This is a genomic window from Synechococcus sp. HK01-R, assembly GCF_014217855.1.
In the GTDB taxonomy this organism is placed as follows: Bacteria; Cyanobacteriota; Cyanobacteriia; order PCC-6307; family Cyanobiaceae; genus Synechococcus_C.
The window spans coordinates 121878-141588 of the sequence record NZ_CP059059.1 but is presented as its reverse complement, the minus strand read 5'-3'; the positions used below and the strand labels follow the sequence as shown (position 1 = coordinate 141588).

Genomic DNA, 19711 nt, shown 5'->3' with positions numbered 1-19711 from the left:
GCCTCGTCAGCGGAGCTTGAGTCCCATGGCTCGGATTCCGCCGGGATCCAACACAAACCCTTGATTCTTGAGTGCGGCAAGCGCTGAGGACGGTGCCGCGATTGAAATACTGCAACCTGGTAGATCTCGACGGAGGATTGCCAGGGAGCGATGCACTAAAACGACAGTCAACTGGGCCTGATTCGCCCCAGGTCGAACCGCCAACGTCCATAGATTGGCATTGAGAGCACGATCGCTGGTGGCGCGCACGAAGCCGAGGAGCTGACCATCGTTCTCTGAAACGATGCTCAGGCACCAAAGACTCCGTTCCAGGGCTGCTCCCCAACGCTCCGGAGGTAGGCACGGTTCAGCGCAGGCTTGGAGCAGCTCATTGATGGCCTCTGCTGAAGGGGGGAGATCCTGATAGAGGGCACAACCGGCGGGAAGGCTGGGGACCGGCGTTTGTTGTCGGAAGGGAAGGAATGACACTCAGCCGGTGTTCCGCATCCCTGCAGCGATCCCATTGATGGTGAGCAGCGCCCCGCGCAGCAGCTCGCTGCGGCTGTAGGTGCGGCCATCGGGATCGGTGTTCGGGGCCTCGCTCATGGGTGGTTGACGGTTCTGATCGCGCAAGCGCCGAAGGAGTGCGACCTGCAGGAATCCGAGGGGCACGATCGTGCGGTTGCGTAGGTCCACTGAAAGCTGCAGCGCGGGATCGCCGTCCAGGAGCCGATCTTGACCGGTGATTTCGAGCACGAGCTGTCGCGTGAGGTCGTGCTCTGCCGCGATGGTGGCGTAAATGCGTTCAAAGGCTTCGCGGTGGTCGGCTCTGCCCAGGCTGGACACGTAATGGTGGGCAAGGTCAAGGTCAACCTTGGAGAGCGTCATCTCCACCTTGGAGATCAGCATCCGGAAGAACGGCCAGCGCTGGTGCAGCCGGCGCAGCAATTCCAATTGTTCAGGATCGGAACTCACCTCCTCAGCGAGTGCTGTGCCAACGCCAAACCAGCTGGGTAGGAGGAAGCGACTTTGCGTCCAGCCGAAGACCCAGGGAATTGCCCGAAGGCTAGAGAGATCCTTCGCACCGCTCTTGCGCCTTGCCGGTCGGCTGGAGATCTGCAACTTGCTGATTTCCTCGATCGGCGTGACTTGCTGGAAAAAAGCCACTAAGTCGGGATTGTCGTGGACCAGAGCTCGGTAGTGGCTGCGGGACCGGCTGGCCAGCCGCGCCATCAATTCATTCCAGCTGGGGGTGGCATCCAGTTGATTGGTCACCAGGCTGTTCTGAACCACAGCCGTGCTGACCGTTTCCAGGTTGTAGAGCGCCAGTTCGGGAAGGCTGTATTTCGAGGCCAGGACCTCTCCCTGCTCCGTGATCTTGATGCGTCCCTGCAGAGTGCCACTGGGCTGAGCCAAGATCGCCTGGTAAGCAGGCCCACCTCCTCGTCCCACGGAGCCCCCGCGGCCATGGAACAGGCGCAGGGCGACGCCGTGGCGGCTGGCCAGATCTTGGAGGGCGATCTGGGCCTGATGGATTTCCCAGTTGCTCGAGAGGAAGCCTGAATCCTTGTTGCTGTCGGAATAGCCCAGCATCAACTCCTGGAGGGGCTGGGCTTGTTCGCCAACCCGGGGCAACAGTTGTCTGTAGAGCGGATTCTCAAACATCTGGCCCATCACTTCCGGCGCCCTCTGCAGGTCCTCAACCGTTTCAAACAGGGGCACGACAAGCAGATCGGCGTGATGAGCAGCCGGATCCACCAGGCCCGCTTCCTTGGCCAAGAGCAGCACCTCCAGGAGATCGGAGACGGTGTGACTCATGGAGATCACGTAGGTGCGGCAGATGCGACTGCCGAACTCCTCCTGAAGGCGATGGAGCATCCGGAACACCGCGATCGTCTCCGCGGTGGTCGAAGACCATTCCACGGCTGGAGGGATCAGCGGGCGGCGTGTCTGCATTTCCGAGAGCAGCCATTGAACCCTGGCCGCTTCATCCATCTCGCCGTAGGCGGTGGGAAGTCGCAGATAGCGGGTCAGCTCATCGAGGGCATCACTGTGGCGCGTGCTCTCTTGGCGAATATCGAGACTGGCGAGGGAAAACCCAAAGATGTGCACCTGGGTCAGCAAGGTGTCCAGTGGTTCGCAAGTCAGCTCGGTGCTCACCAAGCTGTTACGGATCAGCTCGAGATCACTACGGAATTCAGCGACGGAGTCGTAGTGCAGCGCTTCGGCGCTGTTCCCGGCGGCGGCTCCAGTCGGGCAAGGAATCAGTCCCTCTGGAGGGGTGCGCCAGCCTGCATCCGAGAGCTGTTGGTTGCGTTGCTGTGTGAGCCGCAAGCGTTCCAGCATGTAGCTCAGCTTCAGTCGATAAGGCTCCAGGCGGTAGCGAGCTGCCCGCTCTTCATAGATCTCGGGAAAGCGCAACCGGTCCATTTCCAGCGATTCCAGGAGCGGTGCGCTCACCTGACTCCACTGCATCGAAATGCTCAGCTGGTCGCGCAGGTCCTGCACCGCTGAGACGTAGCGATCGAGCATCAGCTGGCGCTGATAGCAGGCGGTGCGCCAGGTGATTTCAGGTGTCACCGAGGGATTGCCATCCCGATCGGAGCCCACCCAGGAACCAAAGGTGCAGAAGGCTGAGGGGGGGAGGCGAACATCCGGATAGCTCTGTTGGAGAGCCGAGCTGATCCGACGCCGGAGCTGGGGCATGGCATCGAAGAGCACCTGCTGGAAGTAGTGCAGGGCGTAATCGACCTCGTCGAGCACCGACGGCTTGAATTGATGAAGCTCGTCGGTGCGCCACCAAAGACGGATCTCCTCTTCCAACTGTTGGCGCAGGCTGGCTTGATCCCCTTTGCTGACCTCGGTACTGCCCTGTAGCTGTTGGAGCAGGGTTGCCACCCGCCTCTGCTTGTGGCGCACGGTGTGCCGAACAATCTCCGTGGGGTGGGCTGTGAAGACCAGGCGGATATCGAGGTTTTGAAGCAATGCCTCGAGCTGGGCCGGCGGCACGTTCAAGCGTCTGAGTCGCTCGAACAGTTCCTGGAAGGTCGCTGGTTCGGTTTGGCTCGCTAGGGGCGGCGCAAAAGGATCGATCCGATCGGGCTGATCAGCGGAGCGACTGATGCTCGCCAAGTAGCTGTCTTCCTCAATCCTCTGCTCGAGGATGTTCACCAATTGGAAATAAAGGGAGAACGCCCGGGCCGCGGCGATCGCCTCGACCAGATCCATCTCGCGGATCAGCTGAACGACGGCGTCACTCGCGGAACTCTGGGGTTCGTTGGCGAGGGGAGCACTCAGTTGCTTCATCTGCAGCAAGCGCTCTGCTTGCTCAGGAGGGCACTCACTGCGCAGAACGGTTTCCCAGAGGTCCTCCACCAGCTCCAGGCGCTGCTGGAGCAGTTGATCTCCGCCCGGCGCTGGCGATGCCAAACCGCTGGGGTCGCACTCGGTGTTGAGGGCGGAGGTCGAAGGCATCAGGGGGCGGCCGTCTGCGGGTCTGGCCATGATCATCCCAAAACGCCTGAATCGCTGCTCATGGGGAGCTCTTCGGTGGCCATCTCGGCGATGGCGGTGCGCATCACCTCTCGGATGGGGGTTCCGCTGGCATGGGCCTTGAGCCAGCGCATCGCCTGATTGCCGTCCTGCAGCACCTTGTCGATTGGTGCCAAGCGGGAGCTGAGGCCCAATCTCATGGCTTGGGGTTGGACGGATGCCAGCAAGAGACGCACCCAGTCTTTGCCGTTGATCGGGCGGCCGTCCTGCCAGTGCCGTAGTTCGGCATCAAGACTGCATCGGGCTGCAGCAGTTTCATTGGCATCGCAAAGGTCGGCCAGCTGATCCAGCGTGAGGGAGCTGCTTTGCAGTGGGTCCAGCCCTTCCGCTCCTTCCAGTAGGGCGATCACACGGAGCTCAAGCAGTGTGGTGACCGCCAGCAGCAGGTCTGGATCGCTGATCAGGTCGCAGATGCGCAGTTCGAGCCTGTTGAGTTCATGAGGACGTCGTGGACCGTTGGGGCGCACAGACGTCCACAAATGGCGAACGTTGTGCATGCTTCCCGCCTGCAGCTGCTCCTCCATCCACTGCACATAGTGGGTTTGGTCACGGAACAGAGGCACCTGGGGTGGTGTGAGGGGGAACTGCAGCCAACGTTGGGAATGGGCTCCGGTGACGGCGCCTCCCAGGAAGGGGGAGCTAGCGCTCAGCGCCAGCCAGAGGGCTGCTTCGCAACGCACAAGGCGCAGGGCCCGAAACAGATCATCGGCGGCGGCGATGCCAAGGTTGATATGGATGCTTGCGGTCACCACTCGGGTGCCGTAGCTGCGTTCGATCAGATCGTGATAAGGATTGTCGGGGTTCGTACGTTCGAATCGACTCGGGTCTCCCAGGCTCAGGCAGCTTCCGGGAAGCAGGGTGAGCTGGCGAGGTGCCAGCCACTGACGCAGCCGGCGTCGAGGGCTGATCAGGGCTTCCCGCAGGGAGCTGTAGTCGGCCTCTGGTGCCGTGACGTATTCGAGGTTCCGCTGGTCAGGCTCGGTCACGAAGCCCTCCAGCTCACGGCATGCCTGTGCGGCGACCCCGACGTTCTCTCCGTCAGGCCGGCCTGTGAACAGTTCCACCTCGAAGCCCTTCAGGAGTAGGGGATGGCTCATGGGGGCGGATCCCCGAGGCAAGCGATGGCCGCCAGCATGCCGCGGGCCTTGTTGAGAGTTTCCTGGTATTCAGCTTCGGGTTTGGAATCGGCTACCACACCCGCGCCGGCCTGCACCTGAACCCGCCAACCCCCATCCGGATCCGGGCGAACCACCATGGCGCGAATCGTGATGGCGGTGTTGAGGGCTCCGGCCAGATCGACTGCGCCATAAACGCCTGAATAGGGCCCACGTGCCTCAGGCTCCAAGGCATGAATCAGCTGCATGGCCCGGATCTTGGGTGCACCGCTCACCGTGCCAGCAGGAAAGGCTGCCATCAGCAGATCCCAAACGTCTCTCCCTGAGGCAAGGAGCCCTTCCACCTCGCTGACGATGTGCATGACATGGGAATAGCGCTCGATCACCATCAGGTCGCGCACCTGCACTGAGCCGGGCTGACAAACCCTGCCCAGATCGTTGCGGCCCAGGTCCACCAGCATCACGTGCTCGGCCCGCTCTTTGGGGTCGGCGAGCAGCTCTGCCTCCATTTGGCGATCTTCCTGCTCGTTGCGCCCTCGAGGGCGGGTGCCGGCAATGGGCCGCAGGCTGGCTTGGATCCCTTCCGGAACGGGCTCGGCTTTCACCATCACCTCTGGACTGGAGCCAATCAGTTGCCAGTCCCCGAAGTCGAAGAAGGCCATGTAGGGGGAAGGATTGACCATCCGCAGGCTCCGGTAGAGCGCTAGGGGCTCATGGGGTACACGCGTTTCCAGGCGCTGACTCAGCACCAGCTGGAAGACGTCGCCGGCGGCGATGTGCTCGCGGCCGCGGCTGACGGCCTGTTCGAAATTGTCCTGGCTGCGATTGCTCCGGGTCTGCGGTGATGTCTGTTCACTCGGTCGCCAGCGCAAGGGGCGAATCGGGGGCAGTGGGGCCGCCATGCGCTCCTCGAGGCGCTGGATGCGCTGGAGGGCATCCTCCCAGGCTTCGTCGGCGTTGGCGGCGCTTGCATGGCTTCCGCTCAGATCGCCGTAGGCAACAGCAGTGATGAGGCGCTTGGCCTGGTCGATGATCAAGATGCTGTCCATCAGCATCCAGACTCCATCCGGCGGATCATCGAGAGCTGATGGATGAACCGGGACCGTGGGTTCGATCCAGCGGATCAGCTCATAGCCCCAGATGCCGTAGAGCTGGCCAAGGGGCGGCAAGCCAGGAATCGAAGCGGTTTTGTAAGCCTCCAAGCTGCTGCGCAGCAGCTCAAACGGATTGCCCTCAAAGCGCTCTTCCTTCCCATCGCGCCAACACTTGGTGAGCTGATGCCCTCGGGCTGTGAGGGTCCACAGAGGATCGCAGGCGATCACGCTCCACCGGCCAAGGGTTTCACCGCCCTCGACTGACTCAAGAAGAACACCAGGAGGACGCCCCTCCCCCACTTTCAGCCAGGTGGTGAGAGGGGTCTCCAGGTCGGCAGGCCAGCTTTGTGCAACAGGAATGAACCTGGCACCAGTGGCAGCTGCCTCGAAGAAGGCGGCGCGGTCAGGGCTGAGCATGAAGGGATTGTTGCAGCCGACCGTTGACCGCGGGGCTCAGGCGTCGAAGGTGTTGCGACCGCTGAACTTCAGGGTGGCGGGATCTGGGTTGGCACCGATCCGACGGGGGTTATGGCCCACCATGGCGCGGCCATCGTTCACCTTTTCAGGGAAGACGCCGTCCTTGGGATGGAGGAACTCAGTGTCACCACCGGGGAAGATGCGATAGATCTTGTAGTCCTCGATCCGGGGCTTGAACTTGGTGCGCAGCTGGGTGCCAAGGGCAAGACACTGCTCTTTGCGAGCGAAATACATGATGTTTTCGCCCTGGTTCATCATCGCCGCGCCACCGGTGGGAAGCTCAAAAGCCTGGGCGGAGGAGCTGGTCCAGGTGATGGCGTACTTCTCTTCGGTCTCTGCGGCGTTCAGAAGTCCACCGGTGCTGCCGATGAACTGGGGGAGCTGACCGTTCAACGCCGTTGCTGTCATGGCTGTCCTCGAAAAATCGGCATGCCGTTACGGCTGGAAAGTAGCACCGTGATTAGGGTCTGATCTCACCTCTGGTGGGCAAGCTTCACACCCGTCAACATTGGCTCCTCCCTGCAACGGGGAAGAACACCGTTAGGCCGCGATCCCGCTGCTGGGCGAGACGACCCCCAAGGCTGGCCAGCAGTCGACGCGTAGCCGCCTGACTCAGTTGGAGGCTGCCGGTGCCTGGGTTCCAGCTGAGTACAGGTCCGAGCTCAGCTGTGGGCTCGGCGGTTCCAAGGCCTCGCCCCTGCTCACTGGGGTTGTAACCGCGGATCTGTAGTTTCAGTCGGGCTCCGGCAGGGCGCAGTTGAAGCACGAGTTGGCTGCCCTGTTGCAACCCCCGACTGCTGCGGTCGATCAGTCCTCCGAGCATCGGTTCCAATCGGCTTGGGTCACTGAGCACCGCTGGGAGATTCGGGCTGAGCTCAATCTGCAGAGCCACACCTCGCCGCTCTAGGAGCATCTGCCACCCAGGAGCCAGATGCTGGAGTACGGCGCCTAGATCTGTCTGGGCCAGTTCTGCTGGCTCAGTGGATTGTCGCTGCAGTTCGGCAGCGTGGAAAATCAGTCCGAAGCGGTCGATCTGCTCGGTGCATTCACTGTCGATCTGCTGAAGTCGTTCCATGACCACCTGTGCAAGATCGCGGCGGCGCAGCAGGGATCGGATCAAGGTGCGGATTGTGGCGAGCGGTGTTCTGACTTCATGGGTGATCGCTTCCAACAAGGAGAGTTCCGCTTCGGCTCCGCCCTCGTACTGATCGCCCTCGATCGGCTCGTTGCTGTCCCCTCGCCCAGGCTCGTCCCTCAGGGTCTGAAGGGTCAGACTGGGGGCCATGCGCGCCAGGCGCTCCGCCACCACGGGCCAGAACTGCTCGCTGTAGGCACTACTGCTCTGTAGAGAGCCCAGGGCTCGGATTGCGTCATGGAGCGCATCGGCCTGATCTGGGGCATCCGCGCGAAGGCGTTGTTCCAGCAAGCTCAGGATGGCGCCGAGGGTCTTTGGGTCACTGCGCATGAGCAGCTGTCTCTGGTCCGGCGGGCCTTGCAGGGCCAGTGCCACCTGCAGCGTTGGCTGGATGACGACGAGCAGTGGATCGTGTCCATCGTCTGGGTGCAGCGGCAGCTGTTTGTAGGGATCACCGGGCGCTGCTGTCGGTCCAGCCGGACCGAGCTGCGGTAAACCCTGGGGATTGGGGCTCCATACCCAACCGCGCATCGCCTTCAGCAGGGTGGGGTCATAGAGGGCAGGGAGGGGGGCCGCCAGCCACAGCCCACCCGTGGTTGAGCTTTGCTCCTGCAGTTGCTCCTGGAGGGTGTCGAGCGCGGCCCACCAGAGACGGCGTGCACTGGCATCGTCAGATCCGGAGGGGGGGACGCCTTCGGCCATGCAGGCCTGAATGGCCTTCAGTGATGGGGAGGTGGTCACCGGTTCTGGGCGTTGCGTTCCCTGCGTGCGACCGAAAGACAAAGGCCGAGCGCGATGAAGTTCACAACCATGGCGGATCTCCCATAACTCATGAACGGCAGGGGGATGCCTGTCACTGGGCCAAGGCCGATGGTCATGAAGATGTTCACCACCACTTGGAACATCAGCATGGTGGCCACTCCGATCACGATCAGCGATTCGAAGTCCGTGCGAGACCGGCTCGCCACCTGGAGCATGCGCCCCATCAGCACGGCGAAGCCCACCACCACCAGCACCGTGCCTACGTAGCCCGTTTCCTCACCAAGAGCGCTGAAGATGAAGTCGGTGTGCTGTTCGGGAATGAAGCGAAGTTTTGTGAGCTGGCCCTGCAGGAGCCCCGTGCCGAACCACCCTCCAGATCCGATCCCCACCGTGCTTTGCAGGAGGTGGTAACCGCCGCCTAGGGGATCTTTGCTGGGGTCTAGAAACAGCACGAGGCGATCCCGTTGGTAGTCCTTGAGCCCATGCATCCACAGCCAAGGGGTGATCAGGGACACAGCTCCCTGGATCGCCAGAACGGCTCCAGCTGCCAGTCGCTTCCACGGGAGGGACCGGTAAGCCACCAGCATCATCAGCGGCACCCAAGCCGTGAGAGCCCAAGGGAGGAGGCCAGCCAAAAGTGCCGTGCCCAGGGGGGCTAAGAGCAGCACTAGCCATGCAAACGGCATCCCCGACCAATAGAGCATCGTGAGCAGGAGGGCTCCGAACACCAGGGAGGTGCCGAGGTCGGGCTGGATGAAGACCAGAAGCCAGGGAAGGGAGATCACCCCGAGTGGGCGGAGGAGGTCAACCGGTCGCTCCACGGGGTGCCGGTCAAGCACCGCAGCCAACAGAAGAATGGCTGAAAGCTTGGCGAATTCCGACGGCTGCACGTGCACTCCAGCAATGCTGATCCAGCGCTGGGCTCCGAGAGCGGATGTGCCGATCAGGCGTACAGCGATCAGGCTGATCACCGTGAGGCCATAGATGGGAATCAACAGCGGTTTGAGCCGTTCCAGGTTCAACCGGGCCAGAAGCAGGGCAATCCCGACCCCGAAGGCCGCTGTAATCCAGTGTTGGTACCAGTCGGCGTATTCGGCCTGACGCTGGGTGCTGGCGATCAACACCCCCGCGATGGCGACAAGGGCCAGGGGGATCCACCAGAGGACACGCTCGGTGTCCCTGCGTCGGCTTCCCATGCCCGGTAGGCGCGAACGACGCCTCCGATTGGCCCATGGCAAGCCGCTTTGCATGATCAGTTGCTCTGGGCGATCAGGGGAAGGACCGTCTCGGCCAACTGAATGAAGACCTGAGCACTGGCAGATTCAGGTTGGCTGATCACAATCGGCCGCCCTTGATCTCCGCCTGAGAGCACGGGCATTTCCAGGGGGATTTGGGCTAAGAGATCGGTCTCGAACTCATCAGCGAGCCGTTGGCCGCCCCCTTCACCGAAGAGGGCGTAGCGGCGTTCCGGTTGATCCGGAGGGATGAACTCGCTCATGTTTTCGATCACCCCCAGCACGGGGATCGACATCTGCCGGAACATGGCCAGGCCGCGACGGGCATCCTGAAGTGCCACCTGCTGCGGAGTGGTCACAATCAGAACTCCTGCCATTGGAACGGCCTGCGCGAGGGAGAGCTGAGCATCACCGGTGCCGGGCGGCAGATCCACCACAAGAACGTCCCGTTCACCCCAGTTCACCTGATAGAGGAACTGACGAATGATGCCGTTCAGCATCGGTCCCCTCCAGATCACCGGCTGGTCTTCGTCGATCAGCAGGCCCATCGAAACCATGGCGAGTCCACAGGTTTCGATGGGGGTCATGCGTTGCTCGCTGCCGCTCCCCTCCACCTGTGGCGTCTGGTCCGCCACGCCAAGCATGGTGGGAGCGTTGGGTCCGTAGATATCAGCATCCAGAAGCCCCACCTTGAGCCCCTGGCGCGCCAGGGCACAGGCCAGGTTCACCGCCACGGTGCTCTTGCCGACACCGCCCTTGCCACTGCTGACCGCGATCACCCGTCGAACGCCTGGAATCGCTTGTCGCTCTGCCACTTGACCGTGGCCGGCATGGCCGATGCCACCTGGCTGCGTTCCAGAGTGCTGGGGTGGTGGCGATCCCACTTCGATCTGCACATCGCTGATGCCGTCGATTTCCAGCAGCCTGGTTCGACTCTCCTGCACGATCCGCTCGCGCTGGCTCTGGGCAAATCCGGGCAAATTCAGCCGAATCACCGCTCGAGGTGGGCTGACGCGGATGCGGTCAATCCAGCCAAGTTCCAGGGCTGAACGTCCGCTGCCGCTGTCGACGATCGCTGTCAGAGCCGTTGTCGCCTGTTCTGCCGTGGCCATACGTCGCTGCCGTCGGGCCGGATCCTAGGAGTGTGTTCCCATGACAGACCTTCACGTGCACTTGTGCAGGGTGCCCGCAGGCTGAAATGGTTCAAGCCAGTTCCTGCGGGATGCCACCCATGGTTCGTTCACTGCTGCGTCGCCTCAGGGGCGGATCCTTCGAGACTGGACAAGCGTCCATCTCCTCGGATGCCGCGGCCTCTAAGCCTGCGATTAGGGCTCTTCAGCGCCCGCCCGCCAACTCCAGAGATCGAGCCAGGGCTCTGGTGATGGGGCTGCAGGACGAGATCTGTGCGGGCCTAGAGCGCCTCGATGGCCTTGGCCGCTTTCAGGAGGAGAGCTGGGATCGACCGGAGGGTGGCGGCGGGCGTTCGCGTGTGATGCGTGAGGGCCGCATCTTTGAGCAGGGCGGGGTGAATTTTTCGGAGGTCCATGGTCTGGAGCTTCCACCCTCGATCCTGCGCCAGCGTCCTGAGGCGAAGGGGCATCCATGGTTTGCCACCGGCACGTCCATGGTGCTTCACCCACGCAATCCCTATGTGCCGACGGTGCACCTCAACTACCGCTATTTCGAGGCCGGCCCGGTCTGGTGGTTCGGTGGTGGCGCTGACCTGACACCTTTCTATCCATTTCTGGAGGATGCCCGGCACTTTCATCGTCAGCACAAACAGGCCTGCGACTCGGTCAGCCCTGAGCTCTACAACGTGTTCAAACCCTGGTGCGATGAGTACTTTTTCCTCAAGCACCGTGGAGAGACCCGGGGCATCGGCGGGATCTTCTACGACTACCAAGACGGCAATGGTCAGCTCTACAAGGGCCAGGATCCAGAGGGGCCTGCGGCCCATGCCGCCACAGCGATTGGTTCCGTTCCTCTCGGCTGGGAGCAGCTGCATGATCTGGCCCGCGCCTGTGGCCAGGCGTTCCTGCCGGCTTACAGCCCGATTGTCGAGCGACGCAACAACCTTCCCTATGGCGATCGGGAGCGTCAGTTCCAGCTCTACCGACGGGGTCGCTATGTCGAGTTCAACCTGGTGTGGGACCGAGGAACCATTTTTGGTCTTCAGACCAATGGCCGCACAGAATCGATCCTGATGTCACTGCCGCCTCTTGCTCGCTGGGAGTATGGCTACAGCGCACCCGAGGGTTCAAGGGAAGCGTTGCTGACGGATCTGTTCACGCGTCCTCAGAACTGGTTTGACGATCCATCCCTCGAGGAGCGCTGCCAGCCCCATCAGGCCGTGAACTGAGCGGGGCCTCGGGGGGCGACTGCGGAAGTGCGAGGACCAGGGCTTCGGTGATTCGGCGGGCGATGGTGCTCAGGCTCGCCTGTCGCCCTTCAGGGGAGCGAAGCCCTGTCTCAAGAGCTCCCTCTAATTTGCCGATTTCAAGAATGCTGATCCCTCGACGCGGTGCTCCTAAGCCCCCGCGGAATCGTTTGGGATAGCGCCCGAAGGCGATGGCAAGACTTTCGTCGAACCGATTCAGTGGGCGATTCAGGGCGGGAATCAGGCCCGATCCGAAGCCATCGGGTCCATAGGCGTCGAAGTGAATTTCGAGCGCATAGCCGCCAGCAGCACTGTGGCGGCGACCTACCGACCAGTTGGTCCGCGGATCGTCCTCGTCGTGGATCGTCAAACTCGCTGGCGTGTAAGCGCGGATGTTCAGACCTCGCTGGCGTCCCTGGGCGACAACCGCATCGCGGACCGCAAGGTTCCAATACAGCTCGTCACGCATCCGGCCATCCATCGGCTCGGACCTGTGGAGATCAACAGCGGCTCCGGCGGTGCCAGAACCCTCGATCCCCTGGGAATCGGCATGGCCTGCGAGCACGAGAATCGGAATCCGGGGGCCGACGCCAGCTCGTCCCTGCCATTGGGCCTCAAGGCTGACTTCAGGACCTGTCAAAGGGTCCACCCCTGGCGGCAGAGGCGCATCTGCCGCGGTCGCCAAGCCCAGCATCGTGAAGGCTGATGTCAAGCCCACCAGGGTGAGGGAGCGCAGCATGGCCTTGTTCCTCAAATGGGAGAGGAGAGCAGAGAGCCGTCGCTGGCGAGATCCAGCGGCCCTGCCAGGGCCAGTTCGAGGGCGATCAACTCATCCCGGTGGGCGCGCAGCCGTAAGGTGCTGCCGCCATCCGCATCGCCTCGCATCAAGCGGATCTCGAGGGATTCGGGGCGGCGAGCTCTGCGCTGATAAACAAGGCCCGCCAGTGGACCAAGCAGGGCCAGTCCTAGGGGCCACCAGCCCAGCATCGGGCTCAGTTCCCTGAGCACAAGGCCTAGGCAACCTGCTCCGATGGCACCAAGCGTCGAAAGCAGTAATGCCAATGGCGTGCTGGCCTCCACGGTCGCCTCAAAGCGCAGCACCTGTCGCTCGGCATCGCCACTTTTCTGGCTCCAGCCTCGTCGCTCCAGCCATGTGCTCACCCCGTCCAGCACCTCAAGGGCAGGACGGGGTGACTGCACGTCCACAACTGTGGTGCGGTCTTTGCTGGCTGCCCTGAGGAAAAACACCAGGCCGATGGCCAGCAGGAGGGTCAGCAGCAGTGTCGAGGTCTGAAAGGAGGGCATCCGACGCCGTTCTGTCGCAGCTGCCCATCCGTTCTAGGTCGCCGCCGGCAGCTGGGGTTGGCAGAGATGGTCCATCAGCCAGCGCTGCCAAGGACCCATCAGCCGCTCGGCTGATTCACGCGCCTCGCTGTTGAGGTGAAGCATGCTGCGGGGGCGGCCGCGGCTTGGACAGCGTTTGCTGTAGTGGTCGAGCATGCCCTGGTCATCCAGAAAGCTCAGGGCCTGATGCAGGACGGTTTCCGACAAGCGCAGTTCGGGATGGTCATGCTCCAGTCGATGCAGCAGCCCTGAGGGGTAGCTGTCGTTCTGCAGAAGGCAGTCGAGTACCCAGCACACGGCGAGTTCCAGATCCAGAAAACGCGGTGGCGGCTGACGGAAGTAACGCTCGATATCGGCCAGGCAGGCGCGGGTGTGTTTGCGGCGGGTCTGCACGTCGGTCGCTAGGTCTCGTTTGTGTCTAACTTGGTCTCATTCTGTTTTTCAAGTCTGGAGCGGAAAGTGTTTTCCGCTCGTGATCAAAGTGGTGGGATGTCTCGTCTCACGGTCTCTGGTTGGCTCATGGCTGAACTCGCTTCTCCTCCCAAGGACTTCTCGGTGTTTGATGGCGATCTCGATTCCGTCTGGTTCGAGCGTTACGCAGCGGCATCAAGACTGGCGGTGGACACCGAGGCCATGGGGCTCATCCATGGCCGCGACCGGCTCTGTCTGGTGCAGCTTTGTGATGCTGACGACAACGTCTGTTGCATTCGCATTGCCCTTGGTCAGACGGAGGCGCCTCGTTTAAAGGCCCTGATGGAATCCAGCACCGTGGAGAAGGTGTTCCACTTCGCCCGATTCGATGTGGCCGCCCTCGCCAGCGGTTTGGCCATCGCGGTGAATCCGATCTTCTGCACCAAGGTCGCCAGTCGTCTGGCGCGCACCTACAGCCCAAGGCATGGTCTCAAGGAGGTGGTGCTGGAGTTGGTGGGGGTCGAGCTCGATAAGCAGGCGCAAAGCAGTGACTGGGGCAGGGTCGATCAGCTCAGTGACACCCAGCTGGCCTATGCGGCAAATGATGCCCGCTTCCTGCTGCCAGCCCGGGAGCGACTCGAGGAGATGCTGAGACGAGAGGGCCGTTGGGAGCTTGCTCAGCGTTGCTTCCAGTGCATTCCGGTGATGTCGGAACTCGATCGTCTGCGTTTCACGCAGACCTTTGAGCACTGAACCTCAGTCTTCCAGCATGAAATGTTCGTCCCCTGGGCTGGCCGCCAGCAGAGCATCGAGTCCGGGGTTTGCATCCTCGCCCTGTGAGGCCCTGGACACCTGTGCCTCGTCGAGTAGTTGTGAAGCGATGCGTTTGCGTGCTTCCAGATCTCTGACTCCTTCCTGGGCTGCTGCGTACTCGACCTGGCGCCGGGCAGCTGCCTGACTAATGCTCAGGCAGCTGGCCAGTTCGGCGCAGAGCCTTAAGTAGTCACGGTCCTGAATGGCGGCCATGGTGAACGGGGCAGGATCATTCAGTATCTGCGATGAACTGATCCAAGATCCTGCGGGCCAACGCTGTGCTTCCACCGGGACGCCCCATGCGTTGGCAACCGATGCGGCCCAGTTCATTCCGCAGGGAGGCGTCGTTGAGCAGCAGGCTCAGGCGCTCCTGGAGCTCGGATCGGGAGCGGCAGGGGAGGACGGCCCCCCCCAGCAGTCGGCTCTGTCGCTTGGCGAAGCCGCGGGTGAACTGCGGACCAGGACCGGGGAGAGAGAGGGCGGGGATACCCAAGCCAACAAGTTGTTCCGTGGCGGTCCCCGCTGTGGCTAGCCCCACCTCCGCCCAGCCTGCCCAGCGGTCGAAGCGACCGCTGCCAAGCAGGAGCAGATGCACGCCCTTCACCCAGCAAGCCGTCGCTTCCAGGGATGCAGCAGGGGGCGGGCAAGGCCGATAGCCGAGAGTTTCCAACAGGGGAGCCAGTTGGGATTGATCCGGTTGGGAGCCCGTGGTCATCAAGAGGGCCAGAGGGACCGAGCTCGGGAATCCTTCCAAGGAGCGCAGCAGACGTTCGGCGTTGTGGAGAGCTTCCGGCATCCGACTGCCGCAGAGCAGCATCAGTCGCCTGCAACGCTCCAGCGCGGAGGGGGGCTCCGTTGCATGCAGCGCATCCATCATTGGGTTGCCCGGAGCTTCTGCTCGGACGCCACGGCGTCTCAGGCCTCTTGCGGTGATCCGGTCGCGCATGGCAACAAAGCTGCAGCGACGACTCCGCATCAGTAGCCATTCCCAGGGATCCCATTCACTGCCCTTGAGGCGGTGATAGTGATCGCTCAAGGCATGGCCAGGACCACTCCGCCAGGTGTAGTCACTTTTGGGGGTGCCGATAAAGCCAAAGCGCCCGCCAGCTGCCCAGGCCAGCAGGAGTGGGAGTAGATCACCAACGGCTACCACTGCATTGACCTGCTTGCGCTCTCGACGCAGGCAGCGCCATTGGCGCCAGCTCAACAGGGGCAGGCCGGCACCCAGATCGGCGATCAGGCCCCGGAGGCTCTGATTGCTGAAACCGCCGCTGGGTAGTGCTGCACGGGGGCCGACCCGATGCAGCCAGCCAGCTTCTGTTGCAGCATCAAAGGCGCGTCCCACACCCACCATGGGCAGGACTCGCAGCTGAACCCCTGGGCGGAGCCGATGCAGCGCCTCGAGAATCCGCAGGGCAATGAGATCTTCACCATGTCCGTTGCTCAGCACCAGCAAGCTGCCTGAGGTCTCGCTGATACGATCCGCAGATGGGAGCGCGGCTCCCTGCACGGCGGCATGGCCAAGTGGTAAGGCAGAGGATTGCAAATCCTTTATCCCCAGTTCGAATCTGGGTGCCGCCTTTGCAACGATCCTTTGGATCGCGATTCGGCCCATTCGTTGGCTTGATGGCTTCAGCACCTTGGATGGGTCAGCGTGGGTCGTGGGTCGTGGGTCGTGGGTCGTGGGTCGTGGGTCGTGGGTCGTGGGACAGGGGCTCAAGCTTCTCGGAGCTTGCACGCTGAATCCTGTCAGATCTTCTCTGATGGGCTGTGACAAGCCTGGTGCGTAGCTCACAGGGCGGCGGAGGCTCTCAGCCAGCCACCTTCCGGCAGCTGAGCCTGACAGCGCAGTATCGATTCCTCGATGCTGCAGCGTCCGCTCACTGGCCAGGCCCTGGGAATTCCCTCTGCCAGACCGAGTCTGTCGCTGCTGCTCTCAGCCGCGCTGGATACGGCGCCCTGCCAAGGCTGTGCCAGCAACTTGCAGACGCCGCTCTCGCAATGCAAAGGCATCGCTTCTGCGCTGGTGATGGCGACAAAGCTCAGCTGTCGATTGGATCCTTTGTCGGGACCTGATCCTGTGAATCGAACAAAGAGCAATTCAGGCCCTTTTCGCACCAACTCCACCAGGGCGCAGGGACCCTGGTGACCGCCTTCCAGGCGGTACTCACAGCTCTTGCTGAGGGTTTGCAGCCTGCCAATGGCCGGCGGGGCCGGTTGGTTGGGAGTTGCAGGAAAGGCAGGTCCCCACCCCAGCAACAGCAGGCCTGCAGCGTTCGTCAGCAGCAGGCGGTTAGTAGTCACTGTCTGCCACACACATGCCCAGGCAGCGAATGCCGTTCTCAGCTGTGCGTCCGCAATGGTCGCAGAGAACGGTTGTTGGACTCGCCGATGTAGTGCTGGAGGTCACGTCCATGCCCTTCTGCTCGATCTGTTCAGCAACCGCTGGTCTGGGCGCTTGTCGAGACACGGAGTCGGAGAGAGGACTGAATGGCATGACGATTGCCAATGCTCCGGACACATCTTCAGGTAGCGATCATGGCGCGATGTTGTGTGGAGTGGTGTGACGGGAATCGGTTTTGGGACCTGGTCTTGGGGGAACCAACTGCTCTGGGGATATCAGCCTGACCGGGATGACCCAGAGCTGGCCGCGACCCTGCGCCTGGCGCTGGCCGGAGGCCTAGACCTGGTGGATACGGCCGATTCCTACGGCACCGGTCGCTTCAACGGTCGCAGTGAATCGTTGTTAGGGCAGTTTTTAAAGGCTCTTCCCAAGGAGGAGCGCTCCCGGCTCATCGTGGCCACCAAGCTGGCTCCCTTCCCCTGGCGATTGGGACGTCGAGGATTTGAACAGCCCTTTCAGGCCAGCCGAGAGCGCCTGCAGGGACACCTGGATCGGGTGCAGTTGCACTGGAGCACGGCCCGCTATGCCCCTTGGCAGGAGGGCCCTCTTCTGGATGGTCTTGCTGATCTGGTGGAGCGCCAGGCCGTGCGGGAGCTTGGTGTGTCCAACATCGGACCGTGCCGTCTGCGTGCACTGCAGGCCCGTCTTGCCTCCCGGTCGATACGGCTGACCAGCGTGCAGGTGCAGATGTCGCTGCTGGCCCCTGACCCAATCAAGGCTGATGGTCTCATCGCGACCTGTCGGGAGCTCGGCATTGAGCTTCTGGCCTATAGCCCGTTGGCCTTGGGCGTCTTGGCCTTGTCTCCTGACGCCGAAATCCCACCAAGCACAGTCCTGAGACGCGGCCTGTTCAGGCGCTTGCTACCCGGAAGTGTCGCGCTGCGTCGGAAACTGGCTGCGATTGCAGCCAACCGCGCAGCCAGTCAGGCCCAGGTGGCCCTCAACTGGTGTCGGGCCCATGGGGCCAAGCCCCTGCCTGGATTGCGCCGCCCCGCTCAGGCTGCCGATACGGTTCAGGCCCTCAGCTGGTCGCTAACAGACCAGGAGCGCATCGAGTTGGATCAACTCGCTTTGGCGAATCGGGTGCGCATGCCTGCCAACCCCTTTCAGAGCGCCTGATCAGCAGGTTCTTCAGGATCAGGACTGACCACCACTGGCAGGCTGGTCACCGCCGTCTGGAGGGGGACGACGTTGCTAACGGTCGGCGCCGGTGCGGGCTCATTGGCCTCGCTGCGAGTGGATTGCTCGCAGGCGGCTAGTGCTTCCTGCAGGAGTGAATCGAAAGTGGCGCCAGGCAGCCGATGCCTGGCGATTTCCAAGAAGGTGCGAGGCAGTGATTCCCCAGCCGCACTGCGAACAGCAGGGTTGTTTTGGCGATGCTCCTGTTCGTCCTTGATCGCTTTTAGAAAGCGGTGGGTGACGTCTCTCTTGGTGCAGGCCTTGATCAGAGTGTCGCGATCGTTCGCTTCCAGGGAGAGGTCGCTCTCGAGTTCACTGATGCGCCGCTCCAGGCTGCTCAGGACTTCCTCTGCCTCCTTGCTGATGTGGGAGAGCTGCCCGTCTGAGAGGTGGGGCATGTCAGCCACAAAGACCTTGCCGTGATCCTTCAGCGCCAGATAGGTCGGACGCGGACCCTGCCGATGGGGGCCACCTCGCTCCAGTCCATGGCCCAGGGGGCGGCGGGGCGGCACGGGGCCAGCCGAAGACCGGCGTCGGGTCGTGCGTTGAGGCTTATCAAAAGGCATCACAAATAAGGATTTGTCGTCTCTGCTATCGCCTCTGCAGGCAACCAGCTTGGGTTAAGGATAGTGATCGAAATTAAATCTGTGCTCTAGAGCACAGAGGATGTTGGATTCTGAAGCATTAAGCCGGCAGCCCAACCACCGGCACATCCGCACTGCGAGTGCCGCTGACGATTTCGCCGATTGTCCAGGCTTGTAGCCCTTTGGCCGCGCTGATGGCAATCGCCCGCTCGGCTTCGGCCTCAGGAAGGATGAGGCAGTAACCGATCCCGAGGTTGAAGGTGTGCCAGAGATCCCGTTCTGGGATCTCACCATGGCGTTGAAGCCAGCGGAACAGCTCTGGGCGCTCCCAGCTGCTGGCATCAATGGCTGCTTTGGTGCCGTCGGGTAGGCAGCGCGGGAGGTTCTCCGGAAGCCCCCCGCCGGTGATATGGGCCATGCCATGCAAGGGGATGCTCTCTTGGAGCAGCGCCTGCACCAACGAGCCGTAGAGCGTTGTGGGCGCCAGTAGCGCCTGGATGAGTGGTTGCTCGCGCTCGCCAAAGCACGTGGATGCATCCGCATGGGCGAGGCTCAGCACCTTGCGCACCAGGCTGAAGCCATTGCTGTGTACGCCGCTGCTCGCCACGCCGACGATGCGATCTCCCACTTCAATGGATTGGCCGTCGATCAAGGCGTCCTCCTCGACGACAGCCACGCAGAAGCCGGCAAGGTCATAGCGGCCAGGAGGGTAGAAGCCAGGCATCTCCGCGGTTTCCCCTCCGAGCAGAGCGCAGCCACTCAGGCGGCAGCCCTCGGCGATGCCTTCAACAACGGTGGCCATGCAGTCTGGGGTGAGGGCTCCAGTGGCCATGTAGTCGAGGAAGAACAGCGGTGAGGCTCCACAGGTGATCACGTCGTTGACGCACATCGCCACCAGGTCGATGCCCACGTTGTGATGGCCATGGTGGTCCTGGGCCAGTTCCAGCTTGGTGCCCACGCCGTCAGTCCCGGACACCAGGAGCGGCGAGCGCATCCCTGCCGGGAGTCGCATCACCCCACCAAAGCCACCAAGGCCACCGATCACTTCAGGGCGGAACGTGGCTTCCACGCTTGTGCGAATTCGATTGACGAAGGCGCGTCCGGCCTCCACATCAACGCCAGCGGTTTTGTAGTCCATGAATGCTTCTGCGAGGTCAGTCCCCGCCGCCCATCTGTTCCGATCCTCTCTCCTCGACGTTCCGGGGGCGGTCGACTCACTGTCCCCTAGGGCATGAGCCTGGCTTATACCA

At 62.4% G+C, this 19711-nt stretch carries 20 protein-coding genes and 1 tRNA gene; 4 read left to right on the top strand and 17 right to left on the bottom strand.

The window, feature by feature from the left end:
• Window positions 1-6 precede the first annotated feature (6 nt).
• The 8 genes from H0O21_RS00790 to H0O21_RS00755 all read right to left on the bottom strand — a co-directional run bounded on the left by H0O21_RS00790 (window position 7) and on the right by H0O21_RS00755 (window position 10461).
• The gene (locus H0O21_RS00790; RefSeq protein ID WP_131456928.1) at window positions 7-468 is read right to left on the bottom strand and encodes an N-acetyltransferase; all 462 of its coding nucleotides are present in this window, start codon (window positions 466-468) and stop codon (window positions 7-9) included.
• Window positions 469-3453 (bottom strand): phosphoenolpyruvate carboxylase, encoded by a 2985-nt coding sequence (ppc, locus tag H0O21_RS00785; protein WP_255441062.1) that lies wholly within the window; start codon window positions 3451-3453, stop codon window positions 469-471.
• A 32-nt stretch (window positions 3454-3485) separates the two neighbouring features.
• The gene (gshA, locus tag H0O21_RS00780) at window positions 3486-4628 is read right to left on the bottom strand and encodes a glutamate--cysteine ligase (protein ID WP_185190076.1); all 1143 of its coding nucleotides are present in this window, start codon (window positions 4626-4628) and stop codon (window positions 3486-3488) included.
• Window positions 4625-6157: an anthranilate synthase component I family protein gene (locus tag H0O21_RS00775; protein ID WP_185190075.1), complete on the bottom strand. Its 1533-nt coding sequence runs from the start codon at window positions 6155-6157 to the stop codon at window positions 4625-4627. Before H0O21_RS00775 ends, gshA begins: the two co-directional genes overlap by 4 nt.
• A 36-nt stretch (window positions 6158-6193) precedes the next feature.
• Window positions 6194-6625, bottom strand: a complete 432-nt coding sequence (locus tag H0O21_RS00770; RefSeq protein ID WP_131456936.1) for a photosystem I reaction center subunit II PsaD — start codon at window positions 6623-6625, stop codon at window positions 6194-6196.
• A 94-nt stretch (window positions 6626-6719) separates the two neighbouring features.
• Window positions 6720-8093: a HAMP domain-containing sensor histidine kinase gene (locus H0O21_RS00765; protein ID WP_255441061.1), complete on the bottom strand. Its 1374-nt coding sequence runs from the start codon at window positions 8091-8093 to the stop codon at window positions 6720-6722.
• Entirely contained in the window at window positions 8090-9310 is a 1221-nt protein-coding gene (rodA, locus tag H0O21_RS00760) for a rod shape-determining protein RodA (protein WP_255441060.1), read from the bottom strand. The genes H0O21_RS00765 and rodA overlap by 4 nt, the downstream gene beginning before the upstream one ends.
• Before the next feature lie 56 nt (window positions 9311-9366).
• Complete coding sequence (locus tag H0O21_RS00755) at window positions 9367-10461, bottom strand: Mrp/NBP35 family ATP-binding protein (protein ID WP_185190073.1); 1095 nt, start codon at window positions 10459-10461, stop codon at window positions 9367-9369.
• Window positions 10462-10580: 119 nt separating this feature from the next.
• Between H0O21_RS00755 and hemF the strand changes: the two genes are divergently transcribed.
• Entirely contained in the window at window positions 10581-11708 is a 1128-nt protein-coding gene (hemF, locus tag H0O21_RS00750; RefSeq protein WP_185190072.1) for an oxygen-dependent coproporphyrinogen oxidase, read from the top strand.
• Here the strand turns inward: hemF and H0O21_RS00745 are convergent.
• The 3 genes from H0O21_RS00745 to H0O21_RS00735 are packed head-to-tail and all read right to left on the bottom strand — an operon-like array spanning window position 11635 to window position 13463.
• Window positions 11635-12465 carry an N-acetylmuramoyl-L-alanine amidase gene (locus H0O21_RS00745; protein ID WP_185190071.1) on the bottom strand — a complete coding sequence of 277 codons (831 nt, stop codon included), beginning with the start codon at window positions 12463-12465 and terminating at the stop codon, window positions 11635-11637. The genes hemF and H0O21_RS00745 overlap by 74 nt on opposite strands.
• 11 nt (window positions 12466-12476) lie before the next feature.
• Window positions 12477-13031 (bottom strand): cofactor assembly of complex C subunit B, encoded by a 555-nt coding sequence (locus tag H0O21_RS00740; protein ID WP_131595218.1) that lies wholly within the window; start codon window positions 13029-13031, stop codon window positions 12477-12479.
• Window positions 13032-13064: 33 nt separating this feature from the next.
• Window positions 13065-13463 (bottom strand): helix-turn-helix transcriptional regulator, encoded by a 399-nt coding sequence (locus tag H0O21_RS00735; protein WP_131456948.1) that lies wholly within the window; start codon window positions 13461-13463, stop codon window positions 13065-13067.
• A 126-nt stretch (window positions 13464-13589) separates the two neighbouring features.
• Between H0O21_RS00735 and H0O21_RS00730 the strand changes: the two genes are divergently transcribed.
• On the top strand, window positions 13590-14234 hold the full coding sequence (locus H0O21_RS00730) for a ribonuclease D (RefSeq protein ID WP_131457117.1): 645 nt from the start codon (window positions 13590-13592) through the stop codon (window positions 14232-14234).
• Between the two features lie 3 nt (window positions 14235-14237).
• Here the strand turns inward: H0O21_RS00730 and H0O21_RS00725 are convergent, their stop codons facing one another.
• Window positions 14238-14507, bottom strand: a complete 270-nt coding sequence (locus H0O21_RS00725) for a hypothetical protein (RefSeq protein ID WP_131456950.1) — start codon at window positions 14505-14507, stop codon at window positions 14238-14240.
• A gap of 16 nt (window positions 14508-14523) precedes the next feature.
• Complete coding sequence (locus H0O21_RS00720) at window positions 14524-15750, bottom strand: lipid-A-disaccharide synthase-related protein (RefSeq protein WP_185190793.1); 1227 nt, start codon at window positions 15748-15750, stop codon at window positions 14524-14526.
• A gap of 54 nt (window positions 15751-15804) precedes the next feature.
• Here H0O21_RS00720 and H0O21_RS00715 point away from each other — a divergent pair.
• Window positions 15805-15875 (top strand) — tRNA-Cys (locus H0O21_RS00715).
• Between the two features lie 210 nt (window positions 15876-16085).
• Here H0O21_RS00715 and H0O21_RS00710 read toward each other — a convergent pair.
• Window positions 16086-16598: a hypothetical protein gene (locus H0O21_RS00710; RefSeq protein ID WP_185190070.1), complete on the bottom strand. Its 513-nt coding sequence runs from the start codon at window positions 16596-16598 to the stop codon at window positions 16086-16088.
• Window positions 16588-16791 carry a hypothetical protein gene (locus H0O21_RS00705; protein ID WP_185191047.1) on the bottom strand — a complete coding sequence of 68 codons (204 nt, stop codon included), beginning with the start codon at window positions 16789-16791 and terminating at the stop codon, window positions 16588-16590. The genes H0O21_RS00710 and H0O21_RS00705 overlap by 11 nt, the downstream gene beginning before the upstream one ends.
• 66 nt (window positions 16792-16857) lie before the next feature.
• Here H0O21_RS00705 and H0O21_RS00700 point away from each other — a divergent pair, with 66 nt between their 5' ends.
• Entirely contained in the window at window positions 16858-17817 is a 960-nt protein-coding gene (locus H0O21_RS00700) for an aldo/keto reductase (protein ID WP_185190069.1), read from the top strand.
• On the opposite strand, the gene H0O21_RS00695 is transcribed toward H0O21_RS00700, so the two are convergent.
• Complete coding sequence (locus H0O21_RS00695) at window positions 17805-18443, bottom strand: histidine phosphotransferase (RefSeq protein ID WP_185190068.1); 639 nt, start codon at window positions 18441-18443, stop codon at window positions 17805-17807. The genes H0O21_RS00700 and H0O21_RS00695 overlap by 13 nt on opposite strands.
• Before the next feature lie 118 nt (window positions 18444-18561).
• Complete coding sequence (gene purM / locus H0O21_RS00690; RefSeq protein WP_185190067.1) at window positions 18562-19599, bottom strand: phosphoribosylformylglycinamidine cyclo-ligase; 1038 nt, start codon at window positions 19597-19599, stop codon at window positions 18562-18564.
• Window positions 19600-19711: the final 112 nt, after the last annotated feature.